This is a genomic window from Serratia sp. (in: enterobacteria) (assembly GCF_051654945.1).
Lineage (GTDB): Bacteria > Pseudomonadota > Gammaproteobacteria > Enterobacterales > Enterobacteriaceae > Chania.
In genome coordinates, this window is sequence record NZ_JBOFZA010000091.1 from 417,414 (window position 1) to 437,862 (window position 20,449).

A 20,449-nucleotide genomic window follows, 5' to 3' on the forward strand; every position below is an offset into this window, starting at 1 on the left:
GATGAAACCGCTGTTGTTGATGCAAACCGGCGATGCGCCACCAGCCATTCAGCAGGAACTGGCCAACTTTGAGCAGATGTTTCTGCAACAGGGGAACATCGCCACCGATCGTGTGCATATCGTGCATGTCCTTGCCGGTGAGACGCCATTACCGCCCACAGATTATTGCGGCGTGGTGATCACTGGCTCAGCAGCGATGGTGACCGAACGCTTGCCCTGGAGCGAACAGGCAGCAGAGTGGTTACGCCAGGCGATGCGCATCAAGCTGCCGATCTTTGGCGTGTGCTACGGCCACCAGCTTTTGGCTTATGCGCTGGGCGGCGAGGTGGGTTACCATCCACAGGGCATGGAAGTCGGAACCCTGGATATCGAGCTGTTGCCCGCTGCCCACCTTGATAAGCGTCTAGCCGCCCTGCCCTCGCGCTTCAAAGCTAACCTGATCCATTCGCAAAGCGTGCTGACTCCGCCGCCCGGAGCCGAAGTGCTGGCCCGTTCGCAACAGGACGCCTGCCAAATCCTGCGCTACGGCGAAAACGCCTTGACCACCCAATTCCATCCGGAATTTAACGGGGCGATCATGCAGCACTACCTGAGCTGGCTCAGTGAATTGGAGCCGGCCAAACAGCAAACCTATCAGCTTAAACAACAGCAGGTTAGCGATACCCCGTTCAGCCAACTGTTGCTGCAAGATTTTGTCGCCAGCCTTGGGGCTCGCCAGCCAATGGCCGGGTGATCCTCAGCACGTCATAATCTATTAGTCGGGGCGCTAGACGCCCCGCGATTATTTGGCAAATAGCCTTAAACGCCAAATGTTATGGCGATCACACAAATGTAAACAGCATGTTATCAATCATTGATCCGTGCAGGGAATTTCACCTTCCCCTCTTTCCAACACCCATCGTTTACTGAATACTGACCAGGCAAACATACTTAGTTACAGATATGACGATAAGTTGCCCGGCCACGTTCCGCCGAGGCGCAGCAGTCTGTACATCACATTCTCAGGGAGCGGAAACGCAAGAGCATCATGAATAAACTATTACTACGGATCACTCAGGGCAGCCTGGTTAAGCAAATTATGATCGGCCTGGTTGCAGGTATTGTAGTGGCACTGGTTTCGCCAACCGCCGCAACCGCTGTTGGGCTGCTCGGCACTTTGTTCGTCGGTGCTTTAAAGGCCGTTGCTCCACTGCTGGTGCTGGTGTTGGTCATGGCTTCCATTGCCAACCATAAGCAGGGCCAAAAAACCAATATTCGTCCAATCCTGTTCCTCTACCTGTTGGGGACCTTTGCCGCCGCGCTTACTGCCGTGGTGATCAGCTTTATTTTCCCTTCCACACTGGCACTGGCCGTCGGCACCACCGATATCAACCCACCGGGCGGCATCGTTGAAGTGATCAAAGGCCTGCTGATGAGCGTCGTGGCTAACCCATTCCATGCGCTGATCAACGCCAACTATATCGGCATCCTGGCTTGGGCCGTTGGTCTGGGGCTGGCACTGCGTCATTCCTCTGAAACCACCAAATCGCTGATCAATGACATGTCTCACGCCGTGACCATGGTGGTACGTGCAGTGATCCGCTGTGCACCGCTGGGTATTTTTGGTCTGGTTGCTTCGACACTGGCGGAAACCGGCTTTGGCGCACTGTGGGGCTATGCCCAACTGCTGTTCGTGCTGATTGGCTGTATGCTGCTGGTAGCACTGGTGCTGAACCCGCTGATCGTTTGGTGGAAAATCCGCCGCAACCCTTATCCACTGGTGTTCACCTGCCTGCGTGAAAGTGGCGTTACCGCCTTCTTTACCCGCAGCTCCGCAGCCAACATTCCGGTGAATATGGAGCTGAGCAGAAAGCTGAACCTGAATGAAGATACCTATTCGGTTTCTATCCCGCTGGGCGCGACCATCAACATGGCCGGCGCCGCAATCACCATCACCGTGCTGACGCTGGCGGCAGTTAATACGCTGGGTATCCCCGTTGATGTGCCGACGGCACTGCTGCTGAGCGTGGTTGCCGCAATCTGTGCCTGTGGTGCCTCCGGTGTGGCGGGTGGTTCACTGCTGTTGATCCCGCTGGCGTGCAACATGTTCGGTATTCCCAACGAAATTGCGATGCAGGTGGTTGCCGTCGGCTTTATCATCGGCGTGTTGCAGGATTCGGCAGAAACCGCATTGAACTCCTCCACTGACGTGCTATTTACCGCTGCCGTCTGTCAGGCAGAAGACCAACGTTTAGCCAGTGAAGATCCGCTGAAAATTCGTTAATCATTTACGATCGTCAGCCAGGCGCCCTTCTGCAACGGGCGCCTTTTTTTCGACCGCAAAAGGATCGATGCCGCGCAGTTGCAGACGGCGGAAGCGGATAATGTTGAAACCGTTCATCAGCAGGAAACTGCCTTCAATCAGCGAACCGCCGATCGAGCCCAACCAGATATTGTGGGTGACCCAACAGGCCGTTGAACACCACATCACGCAACGGGTGGTCAAACCACGGGTGCGAAACAGCGCCCAGGTGCTGATGGTGGTGCCAAAGATCGGCAAGAGTTCGATCCAGTAATGGAAACGGGATAAACCGATGATCAGCGTGAGGGTGATGAAGATCCACATCACCCAGAGGCTGCGAGTCTTCATGGAAACCAGGTTGCGACAGGCGCTGAGCAGTGCGCTGCTCCCTGCCGCATTGGCTCCCATCAGCAGGAAATGGATGCCGATAATCAGGCTGTAGCCCGACAGCTGCAGTTTGAAACGCTGGTCATCGCGATTAAAAAAGCTGGTGATACCCACCAAAAAAGCCAGCACGCCAACGGACTGCGCAAACCAATAAAACGTCATGAGGGAGATCCTGAGGCGGTAATAACAAGGCGCTGAAAGGTGAAACGCCGTTTTATGCTACTCCCGCCCGCCAGGCATTACAACGTTACGCCGCTTTTAAAGATCGCCAACTCGCGGAAATCATTCACTTCATTGCGCGCCGGTTTACCATCGGCAATGGCTGCGATCAGATCGACAAACTGCTCCAGCATCTGCGCCATCGGCAGGCCGTGGATCAGGCGGCCGGCGTCAAAATCGATCCAGTGCGGTTTTTTCGCCGCCAGCTCCGAATTGGTCGCCAGTTTCACCGTTGGTACAAAGCCACCGTAAGGCGTCCCCCGCCCGGTGCTGAACAGCACCATATGGCACCCAGCTCCCGCCAGCGCGCTGGTGGCAACCGCATCATTGCCCGGAGCACTCAGCAGGTTCAGCCCCGGCAAACGCAGGCGCTCACCGTATTTCAACACGTCCACCACCTGGCTCTGCCCGGCTTTCTGGGTACAGCCCAGGGATTTCTCTTCCAACGTGGTGATCCCCCCAGCTTTGTTGCCCGGCGAAGGGTTCTCGTAAATCGGTTGATTGTGGGCAATAAAATACTGTTTGAAGTCGTTGACCATGCTGACGGTTTTTTCAAAGGTCCCTTCATCGCGGCAACGGCTCATCAAAATGCGCTCGGCACCAAACATTTCCGGCACTTCGGTCAGCACGGTGGTGCCACCGTTGGCAATCACGTAGTCCGAGAAACAGCCCAGCAACGGGTTGGCCGTGATCCCCGATAAACCGTCCGACCCCCCGCATTCCAGACCAAACTTCAGCTCGCTGAGCTTGCCCGGCTGGCGGCGATCGTCGCGCATAATCTGGTAAAGTGCATGCAAATGTGCCAATCCATCGGCAACCTCATCATCCTGCTGCTGGCAGACCATAAAATGCACGCGCTGCTCATCAAATTCACCCAGCGTACTGCGGAAGGCATCCACCTGGTTGTTCTCGCAGCCCAGGCCAATCACCAGTACCGCACCGGCATTGGGATGACGCACCATATTTTGCAGCATGGTGCGAGTGTTCTCATGATCCTGGCCAAGCTGCGAACAGCCGAAGGGATGGCTGAACAGATGCACGCCGTCGATCCCCACAGCATCTTCCGTTTCCTTCTGGAAGCGTTGCAGGATCTGGCGCGCAATACCGTTCACGCAGCCCACGGTCGGAATGATCCACAATTCGTTGCGGATCCCGACCTCACCGTTGCTGCGGCGGTATATCTGTACTTCACGGTCTGCCGCCTGCGCCGGTAAGGTCTGGAACTCCGGTTGATACTGATAGCTGTCGAGATCGCTCAGGTTGGTTTTGGCATTTTGCGAATGAATATGCTCGCCAGCGGCAATGGCTACCAGCGCATGGCCGATCGGCAAGCCGTACTTGACGATCATCTCACCGGCAGCAATAGGCTCAAGTGCAAACTTGTGCCCACGCACCACGTCTTGTACCAGGCTGATCGATCGCCCTTCCCAGCTGAGCTGGTCACCCGCAGCCAAATCACACAGCGCGACCGCCACATTATCTTTTGCATGGATCTTTATGATGCTTTGCATAAACCAACCTTGAGCTATAGCTACGCTAATTCGATAGCGAAATAGTGTTTGGCATTGTCGAAGCAGATGTTTTTCACCATCTCGCCCAGCAACGCAATATCTGCCGGTGCTTCGCCATCTTCCACCCAGCGGCCAATCATCTGGCACAGGATGCGGCGGAAGTATTCGTGACGGGTATAAGACAGGAAGCTGCGGCTGTCGGTGAGCATGCCGACAAAGCGGCTAAGCAGCCCAAGCTGTGCCAACTGGGTCATCTGGCGCTGCATTCCGTCTTTCTGGTCGTTAAACCACCAGCCAGAGCCAAACTGCATTTTGCCTGGCGTCCCTTCCCCCTGGAAGTTGCCGACCATGGTGCCGATCACTTCGTTATCCCGTGGGTTGAGACAATAAAGAATGGTTTTCGGCAAGCCACCCTGTTTGGCCTGAGCATCCAGCAGGCGAGACAGGGCTTGTGCAACAGGCTGATCGTTAATGGAATCGAAGCCGATATCTGGGCCGATGGTAGTGAACATCCGGCTATTGTTATTGCGCAGCGCGCCAATATGGTATTGCTGCACCCATTCGCGGCGCTGATATTCAGCGGCCAGGAACAGCAACACGGCAGTTTTGAACTGGGCAACCTGCTGTGGCGTTGGCAACTCACCGCTGAGGCGCTGCGCCAGGATCTTGTCCAGCGTGGCTTCGTCAGCCTCGCCGTACATCACCACGTCCAGCGCGTGATCGGAAACCTTACAGCCGTGAGCGGCAAAGTGATCCAGACGTTTTTTCAGCGCATCACACAAATCACTGAAGCGACTGATGGAGGTGTCTGCGGCAACCTCCAACTGTTGCAGATAGTCATTGAACCCAGCGGCTTCGATATTGAAGGCCTTGTCCGGGCGCCAGCTTGGCAACACTTTGATATCGAAGCTGCCGTCGGCAGCGATGGCTTGATGATGGCGCAGATCGTCGATGGGATCGTCGGTGGTGCCGACCATTTTCACCTTCATCTGCTGCATGATACCGCGTGCGCTGAAAGCATCCTGCGCCAGCAGTGCATTGCCACGCTGCCAGATTTCATCTGCGGTGGCCGGGGAGAGCAGCTTGCCGGTAATGCCAAACGGACGACGCAATTCCAGGTGCGTCCAGTGATACAGCGGGTTGCCGATGGTATGCGGCACCGTGGCCGCCCAGGCATCAAATTTTTCGCGGTCAGAAGCCTCACCGGTACACAGGCGTTCAGCCACACCGTTGGTACGCATTGCGCGCCATTTGTAGTGATCCCCCTTCAGCCAAATATCGTACATGTTTTTAAAACGGGTGTTTTCAGCAATCTGCTGCGGCGGCAGATGGCAGTGATAGTCGAAAATCGGCTGATCCGCCGCGTAGTCGTGATACAGGCGGCGGGCAAATTCACTGTCTAACAAAAAATCATCGCTCAAAAACGTGGCCATAATGGGTTCCTCACCTTTTTCCTGGCTAGCCTTGCTGTCAACTTTCGAAAAGTTATCACACCAATTTAATCTAGCGTCTAGCAAAATTTTATCATTCCTGGCCCTTTATCGCGGCTTTCAGGCCTATACCTAGACAACTCTTGTTAAACCAATGCCATATGATGCGATGTATTATCACCTAAAAAAATAATGGCTTTTGTGATGTCACTCAACTTTTAAATCTGTATGACAAGTTATCTTTTCGCCACCTTGCCAACGGTTATCAATCACGCACCATGGCAATGCGCTGGGCGGCGCCGGAAAGCGATATACCGGCAACACCATGACCAAAGACCGCCACGGGCTTGCCAGTGGCCGAAATTTTAAGACTGGGAGAGAGTTGGGATGCGTAAAATTAAAGGCTTACGCTGGTATATGATCGGCCTGGTGACTATCGGCACCGTGCTCGGTTATCTGACCCGCAATGCGATGTCTGTCGCAGCACCCTCGCTGGAAGGCTCGCTGGGGATCACGACTCAGCAATATTCCTATATTGTTGCCGCCTATTCAGCCTGTTATACCCTGATGCAGCCCGTTGCAGGTTATATCCTCGACGTGCTCGGCACCAAAATCGGCTATGCGATGTTTGCCATTCTGTGGGCCATCTTCTGTATGGGTACCGCGCTGGCTAACAGCTGGGTCGGTCTGGCGATGGCTCGCGGTGCGGTCGGTATGGCCGAAGCGGCCATGATCCCTGCAGGCCTGAAAGCCAGTAGCGAGTGGTTCCCGGCCAAAGAACGCTCCATCGCCGTGGGCTACTTTAACGTTGGCTCCTCCGTGGGCGCGATGCTCGCTCCCCCCTTGGTGGTCTGGGCGATTGTGGCCCACAGCTGGGAAATGGCGTTTATCATTACCGGGGTCTTGAGCCTGATCTGGGCCATCTGCTGGCTGATCTTCTATAAACACCCGAAAGACCAGAAGAAACTCAGTACCGCCGAGCGTGATTACATCCTCGATGGTCAGGAAGCGCATCACCAGACTACCAACGCCAAGAAGATGTCTGCCTGGCAGATCCTGCGTAACCGTCAATTCTGGGGCATCGCGCTGCCGCGTTTTCTGGCAGAACCCGCCTGGGGAACTTTCAACGCCTGGATCCCGCTGTTCATGTTCAAGGCTTACGGTTTTAACCTGAAAGAAATTGCCATGTTCGCCTGGATGCCGATGCTGTTCGCCGATTTCGGCTGCATCCTGGGCGGCTATCTGCCGCCATTCTTCCAAAAGCATTTTGGCGTCAATCTGATCGTCTCACGCAAACTGGTCGTCACCCTGGGTGCCGTGCTGATGATTGGCCCTGGCATGATCGGCCTGTTCACCAGCCCGTACGTCGCCATCGCCCTGCTGTGCGTCGGGGGCTTTGCCCACCAGGCGCTGTCCGGTGCGCTGATTACTCTCTCGTCAGACGTCTTTGGCCGCAACGAGGTCGCTACCGCCAACGGGCTGACCGGGATGGCCGCCTGGACGGCGAGCACCATGTTCGCTCTGGTGGTCGGTGCTTTGGCTGACACCATGGGCTTCAGCCCGCTGTTCGCCGCGCTGTCGGTATTTGATATTCTGGCCGCCATCGTGATCTGGACCGTGCTGCAAAACAAGCCGGTTTCCGAGCTGGAACAGGAGCGATTGCAAACGGCAGAAGCCAACAGTTAATCCACCACAGCCCGGCCTTGCAGCCGGGCTTTTCACATCTGACTCGCTAGCAGCTACGGCCGATAAGTGGTATAACAGGTCTTATGGCAACACGCCCTTCTACCGCCGAGCATTCACTATGGAATTCACTGAAACCAGACGCCTTTATCAGCAATTGGCCGCCGAACTCAAACGGCGCATTGAGGGCGGAGTCTACCCGGTCGGGGAGAAGCTGCCAGCCGAGCGTTATATCGCTGAAGAGATGAACGTGAGCCGTACCGTAGTACGTGAGGCGATCATCATGCTGGAAGTCGAAGGCTACGTAGAAGTGCGCAAAGGTTCGGGCATCCACGTGATCTCCAACCAACAAAAACACCTGGTAATCCCTGGTGACAGCCTTGAATTTGCCACCTCCGGACCGTTTGAGCTGCTACAGGCACGCCAGTTGATCGAAAGTAACATCGCGGAGTTCGCCGCCACCCAGGTGACCAAACAGGATATCGTTCAACTGATGGAGATCCAGGAGCAGGCGCGCAAAGAGGATCGCTTCCGCGATTCGCAGTGGGATCTCAAATTCCACGTGCAGGTCGCGCTAGCCACCCAGAACGCCGCCATGGCCACCATCGTGGAAAAAATGTGGGTTCAGCGTGTCAGTAACCCTTACTGGATCAAACTGCACGAACACATCGATGAGCGTTCCATTGCCAGCTGGTGTGACGATCATGATGAGATCCTCAAGGCTCTGATACGTAAGGATCCGCACGGAGCCAAACTGGCCATGTGGCAGCATCTGGAAAACACCAAGCAAATGCTGTTCAATGCCACCACCGACGATTTCGAATACAACGCCGATCGCTATCTCTTTGCCGAGAATCCGGTGATCCATCTGGACAACGTGACCACCACGGCCAAATAGCTTTTGGCCAGCAGCAAATGAAGCCGAATGTCAGGTATTGTAAAAACGGCTGAATCGATCCCAGTATCGCCGCCCGCTGCGTGATATTTCCCCTGTGGCCACGTAGATTTCCCTGTTGCCAATCATGCTATTTTGGTAGAGTTAGCCCACTTTTTTATCGACTGACTTTGGGGGCGGAACGCGAATACATGCGCTGGTTGTTTGCCATGCTTATTGCTCTTTTCTGCTGGACCGCTTCGGTTTCCGGCCCAAAGCTGTATGCATCACAAACCTTAGTCTTAGCCTCCGCGTTAAGTGTTCAGGTACCCTTTGCTGAGCACGTCGTTTCCCCCTACGATCAGGATTACCGTCCACACGGTGAACTCCGCCGCAAACCCCTCGGCAAATTACTGCTGTCATTGCCCCGGATGCATTCCTATCTCAGCGCGTTGCAGACCCCGCCCCAGTCAGTTCCGGCCTATACTTTAGCAACGAATCTGGGCTACCACCTGCGGCCCCAACGGCAGGCAGATAACCCAGCCCCCAACCGGCTGCGGCAGGTCAATTGGACGCTGGATTTCCCACAGCAGCAAAGCCGGCTTGGGGGCTGGAAAGAAAGCAACATGCTTTACCGTGGCTCGCTAACGTATCACTCATGATCCGGTGTCGCCCCGTTTTACCCTATGGATTTCAAGTTGCAGCAAGTGCAGATAACAACGCTGCAACTTGAAAGACGACGGGTATAGAACCAAAGAATAAAGCAACACCGATCATCATCTTCAGCAGCCAGGGCCCTTCGTGAGCTTACCGCCGCCCGGTCGCTGAACGAAATAAACAATGACGTTTTTAGGAACACCGGATGGATATCATTAAGCAACTGTTGGATGCCTTATGGCAGCAAGACTTTGAAACGCTGGCCAACCCCTCGTTGGTCTGGACGCTGTACGTTCTGCTATTTATGATTTTATTTCTGGAAAATGGTCTGCTGCCCGCCGCCTTCCTGCCGGGCGATAGCCTGCTAATCCTGGTCGGCGTACTGGTCGCCAAAGGCACCATGAACTTCCCGGTGACCATTCTGATCCTGACGACCGCGGCCAGCCTGGGCTGCTGGGTCAGTTACATCCAGGGTCGATGGCTCGGCAATACGCCAACGGTGCAGAGTTGGCTATCTCATTTGCCGGCTCATTACCATCAGCGCGCCCACCAACTGTTCCACCGCCATGGCCTGTCGGCCTTGTTGATTGGCCGCTTTCTGGCCTTCGTGCGTACGCTGTTGCCGACCATTGCCGGTTTGTCAGGTTTGAGCAATGCACGCTTCCAGTTCTTTAACTGGGTGAGTGGTTTGCTGTGGGTGCTGATCCTGGTCTCGGTCGGCTTTGCCCTCGGGAAAACCCCAATGTTCCGCAAGTATGAAGACCAGTTGATGTTTGGCCTGATGATGCTGCCGCTGGTGTTGCTGGTTGTTGGGCTGGTCGGTTCTCTGGTGGTGCTGTGGCGCAAAAAGCGCGCTGACCGCGCAGGGAAAGACGCGTGAAAGCCAAACGCTCACGCTGGCAATACGCGCTGATGCTTTCAGTGCTATTGCTGGCATTGGCCACCGTGCTGCTGCCGTACATCCTGCGTACGGAAAGCGAACTGCGCATCCACGCGGTTCACCAGGGCCTATCATTGCCGGATGGTTTTTTTGTCTATCAGCGGCTGGATGAGCGTGGCATCCGCATCAAAAGCATTACGCCAGAGGGCGATGGGCTGGTGATCCGCCTCGATACTCCTGAACAGCAACTACAAGCCCGCGAAGCCCTGAAAAATATCCTGCCCCCTGGCTATGTGATTGCCCTGAACGACCCCCAGTTCCCCGGCTACTGGGTACGTAAATTTACACGTGCCCCCCTTGATCTGGGATAATTCGTTCTCATTTAAGACATTATCTCACTCTCAATCGATTATCATTGGATCTTTGGGGTTCTACGCAATTTGTGACTATGCTAATTATCAGCATGGGTCAGCCGCGTAGGCCACCTGTCGCACTGCCCCTTGGGCAGCAGGAAACCGGGAGCAACACCGTTGTCTCCCAGCATTAAGGAATTGAAATTATGAAATTACGCCACACTTTATCACTGGCCATCCCACTGTTCGCTTTTTCTGCCCTTTCACAGGCAGCGGTCGAGACTTGTGCCAGCAAGGCCCAAGAGATCCAGACCCAGATCGATTATGCCACTAAGCATGGCAACAGCCACCGCGTGGCAGGCTTGCAGAAAGCCCTGAGCGAAGTGCAAACCCATTGCACCGAGGCCGGTTTACAGGCCGATCGCCAGAAGACCATTGCAGACAAGCAGGAAAAAGTTGCCGAGCGTGAGCAGGAGCTGAAAGAGGCCCAGGAAACCGGCAAGGCGGATAAAATCGCCAACAAGCAGAAAAAGCTGGCAGAAGCCCAGGCTGAGTTGAAAGCCGCGCAGGCCGAATAATTTTTTATATTAGCGGATTTATCGTTTAGAGGCCCATCTGGCGGGATTTTCATAAGCCATCCCGCTGATGATTAGGGATATCCTCCGGGTATAAACCTTTGCTTAAGTGAATAAATCCGCTATGTTAAAAGTCTGTCGAAGTTAATGTTAAGGAGTTATCGAAATGGCACATGATTCAAATGCAGAAAACTTACGCGCTGAACTGAAGTCCCTGGCCGATACCTTGGAGGAAGTGCTGAACTCTTCCACCGATAAACCTAAAGCTGAACTGGACAAACTGCGTTCCAAGGCCGAAGGCGCACTGAAAGAAACCCGTGCCCGCCTGAGCGATGCCGGTGACAAACTGGCACACCAAACCAAGCAGATGGCTGGTCAGGCCGATGATTACGTACGTGAAAACCCGTGGACCGGTATCGGTATCGGCGCTGCGGTTGGCGTGGTGTTAGGCGTTCTGCTCGCGCGCCGCTGATTATGGCAGAGCAGCCGCAAACGCGCGCACAGGGCCCCGGGAAAGGGGTCCTGGATATCGCCCAACGGATTGTCACCATTATGGTCGGCATGGTGGAAACCCGGGTGCGTCTGGCCGTTATCGAGCTGGAAGAGGAGAAAGCCAACCTCATTCAGCTGCTGATGATGGCGGGTCTTACCCTGCTGTTTACCGCCTTCGGCCTGATGAGCCTGCTAATCCTGATCTTCTGGGCCATCGACCCCGCTTATCGCCTGATGGCGCTGGGCACAACTACCGCCGTTCTGCTGTTCCTGGCCGTTGTGGGGATCTTCTGGACGCTGTCCAAGGCTCGCCGTTCGACACTGTTAGGGGCAACACGTCAGCAACTGGAACTTGATCGTGCTGAACTGGAGGAGAGCCATGAATCACCGCCAGTACCGTGAACGCAGAAAAGAGCAACTTATCCGGCAGATCCAGCAGCAACGTCTGGATCTGGCCGACAACAAAAGCCAATGGCTGCAAAAGACTGAACCCTTCGATCGCAGTTGGCAGACTTTGTATGGGCTGCGTAAATATATGGCTATCGGTTCCAGCGTGATTGCGCTGTACGGTATACGCCATCCCAGTAAGTTGATCCGCTGGTCACGGCGCGCACTCAGCGTCTGGGGCACAGTTCGTCTAATCCGTAACGCCCTCGCCAAGAAATAACCCCACTGGTAAAGGTTCAATTATACCGTTGCTAGCCTCGTCAATCTGCGTGTTTTTTGTTCCACCCTCGGTTTTAAAAACATAAACACATGATTTTAATAAATTTTCACCGCGCGACCAATATTCATATTTTTTGAAAAAGTTCGACAATTTTACTTGCTAACAACCCGCATCATTCCCGTCTAACATTCACTCCATCAACCAGTCATGGCGGCAACAGCCCCCTTGGCGGTACCAATGCCAAGATTGGCAAGCCACAACACTTTTTGGAGTTAATGATGAAAAAATTAGAAGATACAGGTCTGCTGGTTGCACGGGTTCTGATGCCAATTCTGTTTATCGTTGCAGGCTACGGCAAAATGGGTGATGCCTATGCTGGCACCCAACAGTACATGCAAGCGATGGGCGTACCTGGCTTCTTGTTGCCACTGACCATCCTGCTGGAGTTCGGCGGTGGCCTGGCAATCCTGTTCGGTTTCCTGACCCGTACCGTGGCACTGTTCACCGCCGGTTTTACCATCCTGACCGCACTGCTGTTCCACACTAACTTTGCCGAAGGCGTGAACCAGCTGATGTTTATGAAAAACCTGACCATTGCCGGTGGCTTCATCGTGCTGGCGATTGCCGGCCCTGGCGGCTTCAGCATTGACCGCATTTTGAACAAAAAGTGGTAAGCTTATAATATCGCCAACAGGCTCGGCTCCATGCCGGGCCTGTTGACTTTTTCAGACACATTGGAGGATCTCATGGGACAACTCGTTGATGGCGTTTGGCAAGACACCTGGTATGACACCAAATCCACCGGGGGCCGTTTCAAGCGTTCAACCTCTCAGTTTCGCAATTGGGTTACGCCAGACGGTACTGCGGGAGAACACGGCAAAGCGGGTTTTAAGGCCGAGCAAGATCGCTACCATCTATATGTTTCGCTGGCTTGCCCCTGGGCGCACCGTACCCTGCTGATGCGCAAATTGAAGGGGCTGGAGAGCACCATCCCGGTTTCCGTGGTGCATCCGCTAATTTTGGAAAACGGCTGGACCTTCGGCCAGGATTTCCCTGCGGCCACCGGTGACACGCTGTATCACGCTGATTTTCTTTACCAACTCTATCTGCGGGCCGATCCACAATACAGCGGGCGCGTTACCGTGCCAGTGCTGTGGGATAAACAGCAACAGACCATCGTCAGCAATGAATCTGCCGATATCATCCGCATGTTTAACAATGCATTCGATGCCGTAGGCGCACGGGCTGGGGATTACTATCCGCAGGAACTGCGTGAACAGATCGATTCGCTCAACGGCTGGATTTACGACTCGGTGAACAACGGGGTGTACAAGGCCGGTTTTGCGACCAGCCAGGATGCCTATGACGAAGCCGTGAACGGCGTGTTTGCCTCGCTGGAACGGTTGGAACAGATCCTTGGCCAGCACCGTTATCTGACTGGCGATCGCCTGACCGAGGCCGATTTACGCCTGTGGACCACGCTGATCCGTTTCGATCCGGTCTACGTGACCCATTTCAAATGTGACCAACGCCGCATCAGCGACTTTCTCAACCTGTACGGCTTCCTGCGCGATATCTACCAGATGCCGGGGATCGCCGAAACGGTCGACATGGCGCATATCCGCAATCACTACTATCGCAGCCATGCCACCATCAATCCGCACGGGATCGTTTCAATCGGCCCGGCGCAGGATCTGGATGAACCCCACGGCCGCGATGTACGTTTTGGTTGATTGTAGGGCACCGAACGGCGAACTCGTGTTGTGTGATTAAATAATGTAATAAGCTGACGGGGTAATTAGTTGAAGTGATTTTCGGCGTAAGGTGGCAGTTCGTTGAGCCGACTGTTGAGTCAGGTCGGCAAACGGGTCATACATCTCGCACCCAGACATAAGGATCATGGCCGTTGAACTTGGCGGTTTCCAGCAGGTTCAGGATAGATGCCATTCGCTGCCCGGCACGCAACGACCCGGCAAAGAGCCTGCCAATATTCTGGCCGAAAATTCGCCCTTAGGCCCCACGAACGCATGATCACGCAGGTCTACGCTAATACCTCTAAGTATTGAGCGTACCGCCACCTTGAACGGGTGCACTATAAAACGGAGCAAACGCATCTGGGCAATTCTGGTGTTGTCTGTAGCGCGTCTGCTTCGCCTAATACTTTATTTCTCTCTAAATGCCTCTTGAACACGCAGCAAAGGCCTAATTAAATATTGCAATAGGCTCTTCTGACCCGTTTGAATATCCACAGTGGCTGTCATACCAGGAATAACCTTAAGTGTCTTGCTGCCGGGTTTGGTTAGCGTATTGCTTTCCGTGCGCACCATTACACGATAATAAGTATCATCCATACCGGCCCCTCGCTGGGCTTTAGCATCTTCATCCTTCAATGCGCCCGGGCTGATATTTTCTACCCGTCCCTTAAGCCCACCATATATTGAATAATCATAAGCAGAGAGCTTGACCATGGCTTCTTGCCCAAGGGCTAAAAAAGCGACATCTGAAGGCTTGATTTTTGTTTCAACAAGCAATTGATCGTCAAGCGGCGTCACTTCCATAATCTCGGCTCCAGGCTGGATAACACCACCAATGGTATTTATTCGGATATTGTTGACCACACCCCGCACTGAAGAGCGAAGTTCGGTACGCTCCAAGGTATCGTGCCTCCCCAGAGCCGTCTCCTGAAGACTGGTCAGTTCAACCTCAACTTTAGACAGTTCGTCATTAGCTTCATTGCGATAACGGTTACGACGTTCAGTAATTTGCAACTCGGCATCATTAGCCTGACGTTCCAGCTTTAATACCTCCGTATAGGATAAAAGGGATTTCTCGGCCAACTCTCTGGCCATTTTTAATTCCTTTTCAATCAATGCCTTTGTTTTAATATAGCCAGACACCGATTCATCAAGTGTACGCTTTCGCAATTTCCAAGCTTCGGTTTCCCTTTGCACCAACTCAGGTAATTCAAGTACCTCTGCGGGGAAAACCAGAGCTTCGCCAGATGTCTCCGCCCTAAGGCGGGCAACTTGAGCTTCCAGGGCCTGTATGCGGTTAGCACTTTCTCGGAACGACGCCTGCGCACGGGTAGGGTCTATTCGGGCAACGATCTGCCCTTTTTCAACGGTATCCCCTTCATGAACCAACATTTCTTGCAAAATCCCCCCCTCCAGACTTTGCAGAACCTGTTCCCGGGAGCTAGGCACGATTTTCGCAGAACCCGTGGTAACCTCTTCAATATCAAAATTGGCAGACCACACCATGACGACGACAATCAACGCTACCCAACCCCAGGCGATAAAAAGCCAGCCATCCCATCGATCATGGCTTGCCGCCCTCACTATTTCACTTGCAGTAACATGACCAAATTGATATTCAACATCCGTGCGTGAAATATCTGCCCGGGTTCTGTTTTTTTCTCGATCAACCTTAAACATCCTTTTACTCCTTGCCATCCATCGGTGCAATACCTACCCTGACCTCAGGTTTTGATGCGGCGCGTATCACCGATGCTGCCGGGATCTTTCCTTCATTTAACATTCGTACAATTTCATCTTTTTGACCATCAGCAACCTTCAATCCTTCGTCCATAATAATAACTCGGTCGACATAGTTTAAAATGGCGGGTCGATGCGTCACGATCACCACGGTTTTTCCCTCCATTGCAGGCACTAATGCTTGCAGCACCATACGTTCCGATCCCATATCCATTCCGGAAGTCGGTTCATCTAATAACAAAACATCAGGTTGCGTTAATAAAGCTCTCGCCAAGGCAATGGCCTGTTTTTGTCCCCCGGATAATGTTTCGCCCCTTTCGCCAATAGGCATACCAAACCCCATGGGATGGCGCGCCACTATGCTGCTGACACCTGTCATCTCGGCTACTTTCATCATTTCATCGTCACTGACGTGTGGGGCCCCCATCAATAGATTGTCACGCATTGAGCCAAACATCAGGCGGGGCTCCTGATTAACAAGAGCGATTCTTGAACGTAACTCCGCGGGAGCTATTTCACGAATATCTACACCGCTAATAGTAATTTCTCCCCCTGTTGGCTGATAGAGGCCAACCAAAAGACGCAGCAGTGAAGACTTTCCGCTCCCCATTTTGCCAAGAATAGCGACCCGTTCACCATGTTTAAGCTGCAAGTCCAAACGTTCAGTCACGGCTGGCAGTTCTTTTTTATAGGTGAACGTTAAATCCCGGCAGATTATTTCGGTTTTGCTCCCCTGAGGTAACTGAACATAGATTTTCCCTTGTGCATGTTCCGTTGGCGTTAGCATGACTTTATTGAGAATATCCAGAGAAGTTCTAGCCTGCTGAATACGCAATCCTAAAGCGGCAAGGGTGGCAATCGGTGTCACAGCTCGCCCCATTAGCGTCATGGTCGCAATAATACCGCCCATGGAGACAATCCCATCACCGACCAGGTAGACCCCCCATACCAGTAACAATACCGTACCAAATTGCTGGGTAGCCTGAATAATGCTGGATCCGACCGTTGCCAGGAAACGTGATTTCATTGAGACATCTGAAAGCTTCACACTGGCAATATCATGTTTGGCAGATACCAGGTTCTCAGCGCGCAGTGCTTTGATTGTTTCAATATTATCCAGCGTTTCAATGACCAGCCCATATCGGTTGCTGCCGATTTTTACTGACTCCTCCGCATGACGCTTCAGAGGGATCTGCATGAGCAGTACCATGCAGGTAATGGCGAGCAGGATCAGGATGACGCACCAAACCAGAGGCCCTGCAACCAAGTAAATTACCGTCAGGAAAAGAAACACAAAGGGAAGATCGGCAAAGGTGGTCAAGGCAGCGGAAGTTGTCAGATCGCGTACTGTCTCAAAGCTTTGCATGATGTTACCGAAAGCACCGCTAGACTGTGCCCGGTTTTCCATTTTCCCTTCAAGCACATGACGAAAGATGCGCGCACCTAATAGAAGATCTATTTTCTTGCCAGCACGATCGGTGATCCAGGCGCGGGCAATTCGGGCGCCAAGTTCGAAAAACAAAGCAATAGTCACACCAATGGCCAGCGTCCATAAAGTCACATAGGTCTGATTCGGCAGGACACGGTTGTAGACTGTCATGGTGAAAATCGACATCGCCAGCACCAGCACATTGATCACGACGGACAGTGCTGCGGCTTCAAGAATATAACGCTTAAAACTCCAAAGCGTGTGCCAGAACCAATGCTCTGGGCCAACCCTCACCAAATCATCAGAACGATGATCCATAAAGGATTTTGGGCGAATCAACAGCAGTTCGCCCGCATAATCTCTCACTAATGTTTCAGTATCAATTTCAACCGGTTGAGCCCCTAATTCTGGTGCAATGATACGGCATGCTTTTGCATCGTGGTGGGTAAGCACTATAAAGCTATTGCCCAGACGAACTACCGCAGGTAACAAAAAGGATTTGACATCCTGCAGGCTTATTTTTTGCCATACTGCGACCATTCCTCGGCCTTGTAGTACTTGTCTGGCCCATTCATTTTGCTCTTGCGGTAAATCCTTGCCAGGGCAAGGCGGCATACCAGAACTGATTTCATTAATTGTAAGGCGAACATCAAGTAAGCGTAGAATGCTCTGTAATGATAATATCAATGATTGATCATTAGCTTTATTTTCAGAATGACCGATGTCGCCAATCTGATGCAATGTACTTGTACCGTCTGATGTTGAGCCATCTTCATTTTTTCCTGAATTGAACATTACTCTTTACTCTTTAAATTCATGCGTTCTTACAAAGGTCATCCATGATGGCTCATTAGATGTGCTATTCTCAGTTGTCGAGCCTTGGGGTTTACCGTCTACCGCACCTTTATTTTCATCAGCCTTCGTCAACCAAGGAAAATCACGTAAATCATTAAGTCCACCCGAGGGCTCTTTGGCCACTGAAGCACCTGAGGTATTTACAGCGACCGAATCACGAGAAACTTCTTTCGTGAAGCTTTCTGTACGAGAATCGCTTTTTGGCTGTGAAAATGAAGCAGACACTGAAGCGTCTACTCTTTTGGTTCCTGCTGGTTTTTCATTTCCATTCGCCACTGTTTCCCACTGCAATCCAGGGAGACCTTGATGACTTGCTAGCGAATTATTCACCTGACGAGAAGAGCTAGCAAGAACCTCCTGTTTTTTGGCAGGTATAATCGGTGGTGAAACCTGTGAAACTTTTTGTTTCCAATTCTCAACATCATTTTTAAATTGTATGCTTGAATTTTCAGCAAACGTCTTATTTGTAATACCCTCATTATTTATTGCAGGAACCGTGTTATCTTTCAACGTATTAGCATAATTAGCGGATAATAGTAATTTATTGGCTGGCAATGATTTTACTTTATTGCTCAGATCGCTGAGTTTACCCAATGCGGCTACAACCTGCCATTGGGTGGCTAAATACTGTATCCTTTGTTCTTCATAGCTTGCCAAGCTGGAATAATAATCAGTAGCGAATGATATAAGATCGGTAAGAGGCCTCTTACCCGCAAAGAATTGTGTTTCCCCTGCCTGCCAGGTTTTAAGTGCCGAATTTGATTGCTGTAACAGCGCATTCATCTGCTGCTCCCGCAAAGGCATAGAGATCCATAACTGTTCTACCTGCTGTTTCAGGTTCCTGCTTGTCGCCTCCATCTCTTGCTCTGCCGATGACAGGCGCTGAGTCTCACCCTTTAATGTGGCAGAACCCGCTCCACCGTCCCAAAGATTAAGATCACTACTGACTTGCACGGTTGCAGCCTTGAAAGGTTCCATTTCCCCATTGGTACGGGGGCTATTAAGCGTAAGTTGAACCCCCCATTTTGGGCGATTCCATTTTGAGGCAACCTGGACAGCTGCCGCTGCGGCATCCCGTTTATAACGTGCCGCCACAAAGGAGGGGCTTTCCATCAGGACGCTCTCCGCCGTATTAAGATCGGCAGGTAACAAGCCTGCTTTTTTTAAATCGGGAAGCTCATAAGTTAACGTAATAGATTTATGTAGTAACAACGAAAGCTGTGTCCACGCCTGCTGTTGTGAGGTATTACTCGCTTCACGGCTGGCAATCACCGAACTTAGCCTGGTTGCCACCTGATTGATTTCAGAGGCGCGGCCAGGATCAATACTCGCAATGGTTTTTACCCTTTGCAGTAAATCTTTTAGCGTTTCTATCTCTTGATCAAGGATTTCAACTACTTTGGCATTGCTCACCGCCGTCGTGAAAAGTGATAACGCCTGCTGATTGATATTTTCTCGCGTCACCATGATTTGGGCACGTTGCATTTGATATTCAGCTTCCTTGCCATCGACCATGGCATCAGTGCGCCCATGGTCATATAACACCTTGCTGATATTGATATGAGGAGACACCAGGTTACTCTCGTTTCCCGGCTGCCCTGCATACCCAACGGAGCTGACCCCAGCACTAAACTGTATATTACTCGCAGATTTTGCAACATCAATATCAAAAGAGGCTGCACCTGCAGCGGATTGAGCTGCTTGAATAGCGGGATGATCTGCCGTCATCCGGATAATATCAATAAATTCGGTTGAATTCGCTTTCATACAATGCGTTGTGACAACCAATGAAATAATCACTCTTTGCAATGCAATTGCAGAAATATTAAAGCGAAAATACCGTTTCATAGATCCCTTAAAAAATTAACTCGCTAGCCACTTCAGGCGGTGGCCAAAGCCACCGCCTTTCTTTCTTGTTACACTACATTCATGCCATGCTGGATCATAAGTTTGATCGTTGAATCATCATTATGAACATAGACATCATAGGTAACACCATTTTCAGTTTGTGAAATAGAACTATCCCACACAGATTTATCAATGCTGACGGTATCTTTAGCGCCATTAGCGTTTGAGTTACCATCATCACCGGTAATGTATAGAACCGTCCCCATTTCACCATTATCTTTCATCATATCAAGAACATCACCTGCATTAATAACCAACGTTTGTGCGGTGTTATTCCCCATGTGAATCGTTTCGACACCGGTAATTTTCGAAGATACGCTCCCTAATTCGAAGTTGTTATTTGAATCCCACACCAGGATATCGTTGCCACTTCCACCATGAATACTGGTGAAGTTAGTGCCATTGATGAAGATGGTGTCATTTCCCTCTTTGGCATTAACGGTTACTGCGCCTCTGGCATCCAACACATCACTACCTTCAGTACCGTTCAGGTAGAACTGTGCAGGTTGATACTCAATGTGAGTAACACCGGTGCCGTCGTCACTCAGCCCAAGCGTTTCAACCAGGTCAACAATGCGCCCCTTGATGGCGGAGCCGGCACCGTCACCGACACCCTTATCCGTCCAACTGACGTACAGTTGCCCACCTTCGATAAAGGTCGCATCCACTTCCACCTGATTACCGTAGGTCAACTGGTTGATCTGCATCTGCTGACCCACCTTGTTACCCTGCGCGTCAAAGTACTGTGCATAGA

Annotated in this window: 20 protein-coding genes and 1 pseudogene; 13 read left to right on the top strand and 8 right to left on the bottom strand. The window is 52.1% G+C overall.

Going from position 1 to position 20,449, the window contains the following annotated elements; genetic code table 11:
* Window position 1 precedes the first annotated feature (1 nt).
* Both ACRDCA_RS22700 and sstT read left to right on the top strand, forming a co-directional pair.
* Window positions 2-733, top strand: coding sequence for a glutamine amidotransferase (locus ACRDCA_RS22700; protein ID WP_438691545.1), 732 nt, complete (start codon window positions 2-4; stop codon window positions 731-733).
* Window positions 734-1,027: 294 nt separating this feature from the next.
* Window positions 1,028-2,263, top strand: coding sequence for a serine/threonine transporter SstT (gene sstT / locus ACRDCA_RS22705; RefSeq protein WP_438691546.1), 1,236 nt, complete (start codon window positions 1,028-1,030; stop codon window positions 2,261-2,263).
* Here the strand turns inward: sstT and ACRDCA_RS22710 are convergent, their stop codons facing one another.
* From ACRDCA_RS22710 to uxaC, 3 genes are all read right to left on the bottom strand, one after another.
* Window positions 2,264-2,830 (bottom strand): YgjV family protein, encoded by a 567-nt coding sequence (locus ACRDCA_RS22710; protein ID WP_438691547.1) that lies wholly within the window; start codon window positions 2,828-2,830, stop codon window positions 2,264-2,266. It lies immediately after the preceding gene.
* Between the two features lie 77 nt (window positions 2,831-2,907).
* A complete protein-coding gene (locus ACRDCA_RS22715; RefSeq protein ID WP_438691548.1) occupies window positions 2,908-4,398 on the bottom strand; it encodes a UxaA family hydrolase in 1,491 nt (496 codons plus the stop codon).
* Window positions 4,399-4,418: 20 nt separating this feature from the next.
* Entirely contained in the window at window positions 4,419-5,831 is a 1,413-nt protein-coding gene (uxaC, locus tag ACRDCA_RS22720) for a glucuronate isomerase (protein ID WP_438691549.1), read from the bottom strand.
* A 384-nt stretch (window positions 5,832-6,215) separates the two neighbouring features.
* On the opposite strand from uxaC, the gene ACRDCA_RS22725 reads away from it, so the two are divergent.
* The 11 genes from ACRDCA_RS22725 (at window position 6,216) to ACRDCA_RS22775 (ending at window position 13,742) form a co-directional block, all read left to right on the top strand.
* Window positions 6,216-7,514, top strand: a complete 1,299-nt coding sequence (locus ACRDCA_RS22725; protein WP_438691550.1) for an MFS transporter — start codon at window positions 6,216-6,218, stop codon at window positions 7,512-7,514.
* Between the two features lie 118 nt (window positions 7,515-7,632).
* Window positions 7,633-8,409, top strand: coding sequence for a transcriptional regulator ExuR (gene exuR, locus ACRDCA_RS22730; RefSeq protein ID WP_438691551.1), 777 nt, complete (start codon window positions 7,633-7,635; stop codon window positions 8,407-8,409).
* Window positions 8,410-8,597: 188 nt separating this feature from the next.
* On the top strand, window positions 8,598-9,047 hold the full coding sequence (locus ACRDCA_RS22735) for a hypothetical protein (protein ID WP_438691552.1): 450 nt from the start codon (window positions 8,598-8,600) through the stop codon (window positions 9,045-9,047).
* Window positions 9,048-9,247: 200 nt separating this feature from the next.
* Entirely contained in the window at window positions 9,248-9,922 is a 675-nt protein-coding gene (locus tag ACRDCA_RS22740; RefSeq protein WP_438691553.1) for a DedA family protein, read from the top strand.
* Complete coding sequence (mzrA, locus tag ACRDCA_RS22745) at window positions 9,919-10,293, top strand: EnvZ/OmpR regulon moderator MzrA (protein ID WP_438691554.1); 375 nt, start codon at window positions 9,919-9,921, stop codon at window positions 10,291-10,293. Before ACRDCA_RS22740 ends, mzrA begins: the two co-directional genes overlap by 4 nt.
* A gap of 188 nt (window positions 10,294-10,481) precedes the next feature.
* Window positions 10,482-10,853 carry a DUF1090 domain-containing protein gene (locus tag ACRDCA_RS22750; RefSeq protein WP_438691555.1) on the top strand — a complete coding sequence of 124 codons (372 nt, stop codon included), beginning with the start codon at window positions 10,482-10,484 and terminating at the stop codon, window positions 10,851-10,853.
* 163 nt (window positions 10,854-11,016) lie between these two features.
* On the top strand, window positions 11,017-11,322 hold the full coding sequence (locus tag ACRDCA_RS22755) for a DUF883 family protein (protein ID WP_025120023.1): 306 nt from the start codon (window positions 11,017-11,019) through the stop codon (window positions 11,320-11,322).
* A 2-nt stretch (window positions 11,323-11,324) separates the two neighbouring features.
* Window positions 11,325-11,744 carry a phage holin family protein gene (locus tag ACRDCA_RS22760; RefSeq protein ID WP_438691556.1) on the top strand — a complete coding sequence of 140 codons (420 nt, stop codon included), beginning with the start codon at window positions 11,325-11,327 and terminating at the stop codon, window positions 11,742-11,744.
* Window positions 11,722-12,009: a YqjK-like family protein gene (locus ACRDCA_RS22765; RefSeq protein WP_438691557.1), complete on the top strand. Its 288-nt coding sequence runs from the start codon at window positions 11,722-11,724 to the stop codon at window positions 12,007-12,009. The genes ACRDCA_RS22760 and ACRDCA_RS22765 overlap by 23 nt, the downstream gene beginning before the upstream one ends.
* Window positions 12,010-12,287: 278 nt before the next feature.
* Window positions 12,288-12,683, top strand: coding sequence for a DoxX family protein (locus tag ACRDCA_RS22770; protein WP_438691573.1), 396 nt, complete (start codon window positions 12,288-12,290; stop codon window positions 12,681-12,683).
* Between the two features lie 72 nt (window positions 12,684-12,755).
* On the top strand, window positions 12,756-13,742 hold the full coding sequence (locus ACRDCA_RS22775; RefSeq protein WP_438691558.1) for a glutathione S-transferase family protein: 987 nt from the start codon (window positions 12,756-12,758) through the stop codon (window positions 13,740-13,742).
* A 119-nt stretch (window positions 13,743-13,861) separates the two neighbouring features.
* Here the strand turns inward: ACRDCA_RS22775 and ACRDCA_RS22780 are convergent.
* The 5 genes and pseudogenes from ACRDCA_RS22780 to ACRDCA_RS22800 form a co-directional block, all read right to left on the bottom strand.
* Window positions 13,862-14,007: pseudogene (locus ACRDCA_RS22780) on the bottom strand (transposase domain-containing protein); the annotation flags it as partial.
* A 164-nt stretch (window positions 14,008-14,171) separates the two neighbouring features.
* On the bottom strand, window positions 14,172-15,443 hold the full coding sequence (locus ACRDCA_RS22785; RefSeq protein WP_438691559.1) for an HlyD family type I secretion periplasmic adaptor subunit: 1,272 nt from the start codon (window positions 15,441-15,443) through the stop codon (window positions 14,172-14,174).
* A 4-nt stretch (window positions 15,444-15,447) separates the two neighbouring features.
* A complete protein-coding gene (locus ACRDCA_RS22790) occupies window positions 15,448-17,727 on the bottom strand; it encodes a type I secretion system permease/ATPase (RefSeq protein ID WP_438691560.1) in 2,280 nt (759 codons plus the stop codon).
* A 6-nt stretch (window positions 17,728-17,733) separates the two neighbouring features.
* On the bottom strand, window positions 17,734-19,635 hold the full coding sequence (locus ACRDCA_RS22795) for a TolC family protein (protein ID WP_438691561.1): 1,902 nt from the start codon (window positions 19,633-19,635) through the stop codon (window positions 17,734-17,736).
* Window positions 19,636-19,703: 68 nt separating this feature from the next.
* Window positions 19,704-20,449: hypothetical protein (locus tag ACRDCA_RS22800; protein ID WP_438691562.1), on the bottom strand; the 746-nt coding region annotated here is incomplete at its 5' end.

Bases quoted from the DNA above. Each gene is read 5' to 3' on its own strand.
- uxaC (WP_438691549.1), bottom strand. From the start codon at position 5,831: ATGGCCACGTTTTTGAGCGATGATTTTTTGTTAGACAGTGAATTTGCC.
- sstT (WP_438691546.1), top strand. From the start codon at position 1,028: ATGAATAAACTATTACTACGGATCACTCAGGGCAGCCTGGTTAAGCAA.
- ACRDCA_RS22760 (WP_438691556.1), top strand. From the start codon at position 11,325: ATGGCAGAGCAGCCGCAAACGCGCGCACAGGGCCCCGGGAAAGGGGTC.
- ACRDCA_RS22735 (WP_438691552.1), top strand. From the start codon at position 8,598: ATGCGCTGGTTGTTTGCCATGCTTATTGCTCTTTTCTGCTGGACCGCT.
- ACRDCA_RS22790 (WP_438691560.1), bottom strand. From the start codon at position 17,727: ATGTTCAATTCAGGAAAAAATGAAGATGGCTCAACATCAGACGGTACA.
- ACRDCA_RS22715 (WP_438691548.1), bottom strand. From the start codon at position 4,398: ATGCAAAGCATCATAAAGATCCATGCAAAAGATAATGTGGCGGTCGCG.
- ACRDCA_RS22740 (WP_438691553.1), top strand. From the start codon at position 9,248: ATGGATATCATTAAGCAACTGTTGGATGCCTTATGGCAGCAAGACTTT.
- ACRDCA_RS22765 (WP_438691557.1), top strand. From the start codon at position 11,722: ATGAATCACCGCCAGTACCGTGAACGCAGAAAAGAGCAACTTATCCGG.
- ACRDCA_RS22750 (WP_438691555.1), top strand. From the start codon at position 10,482: ATGAAATTACGCCACACTTTATCACTGGCCATCCCACTGTTCGCTTTT.
- ACRDCA_RS22795 (WP_438691561.1), bottom strand. From the start codon at position 19,635: ATGAAACGGTATTTTCGCTTTAATATTTCTGCAATTGCATTGCAAAGA.
- ACRDCA_RS22700 (WP_438691545.1), top strand. From the start codon at position 2: ATGAAACCGCTGTTGTTGATGCAAACCGGCGATGCGCCACCAGCCATT.
- ACRDCA_RS22775 (WP_438691558.1), top strand. From the start codon at position 12,756: ATGGGACAACTCGTTGATGGCGTTTGGCAAGACACCTGGTATGACACC.
- ACRDCA_RS22785 (WP_438691559.1), bottom strand. From the start codon at position 15,443: ATGTTTAAGGTTGATCGAGAAAAAAACAGAACCCGGGCAGATATTTCA.
- exuR (WP_438691551.1), top strand. From the start codon at position 7,633: ATGGAATTCACTGAAACCAGACGCCTTTATCAGCAATTGGCCGCCGAA.
- ACRDCA_RS22710 (WP_438691547.1), bottom strand. From the start codon at position 2,830: ATGACGTTTTATTGGTTTGCGCAGTCCGTTGGCGTGCTGGCTTTTTTG.
- ACRDCA_RS22725 (WP_438691550.1), top strand. From the start codon at position 6,216: ATGCGTAAAATTAAAGGCTTACGCTGGTATATGATCGGCCTGGTGACT.
- ACRDCA_RS22770 (WP_438691573.1), top strand. From the start codon at position 12,288: ATGAAAAAATTAGAAGATACAGGTCTGCTGGTTGCACGGGTTCTGATG.
- ACRDCA_RS22755 (WP_025120023.1), top strand. From the start codon at position 11,017: ATGGCACATGATTCAAATGCAGAAAACTTACGCGCTGAACTGAAGTCC.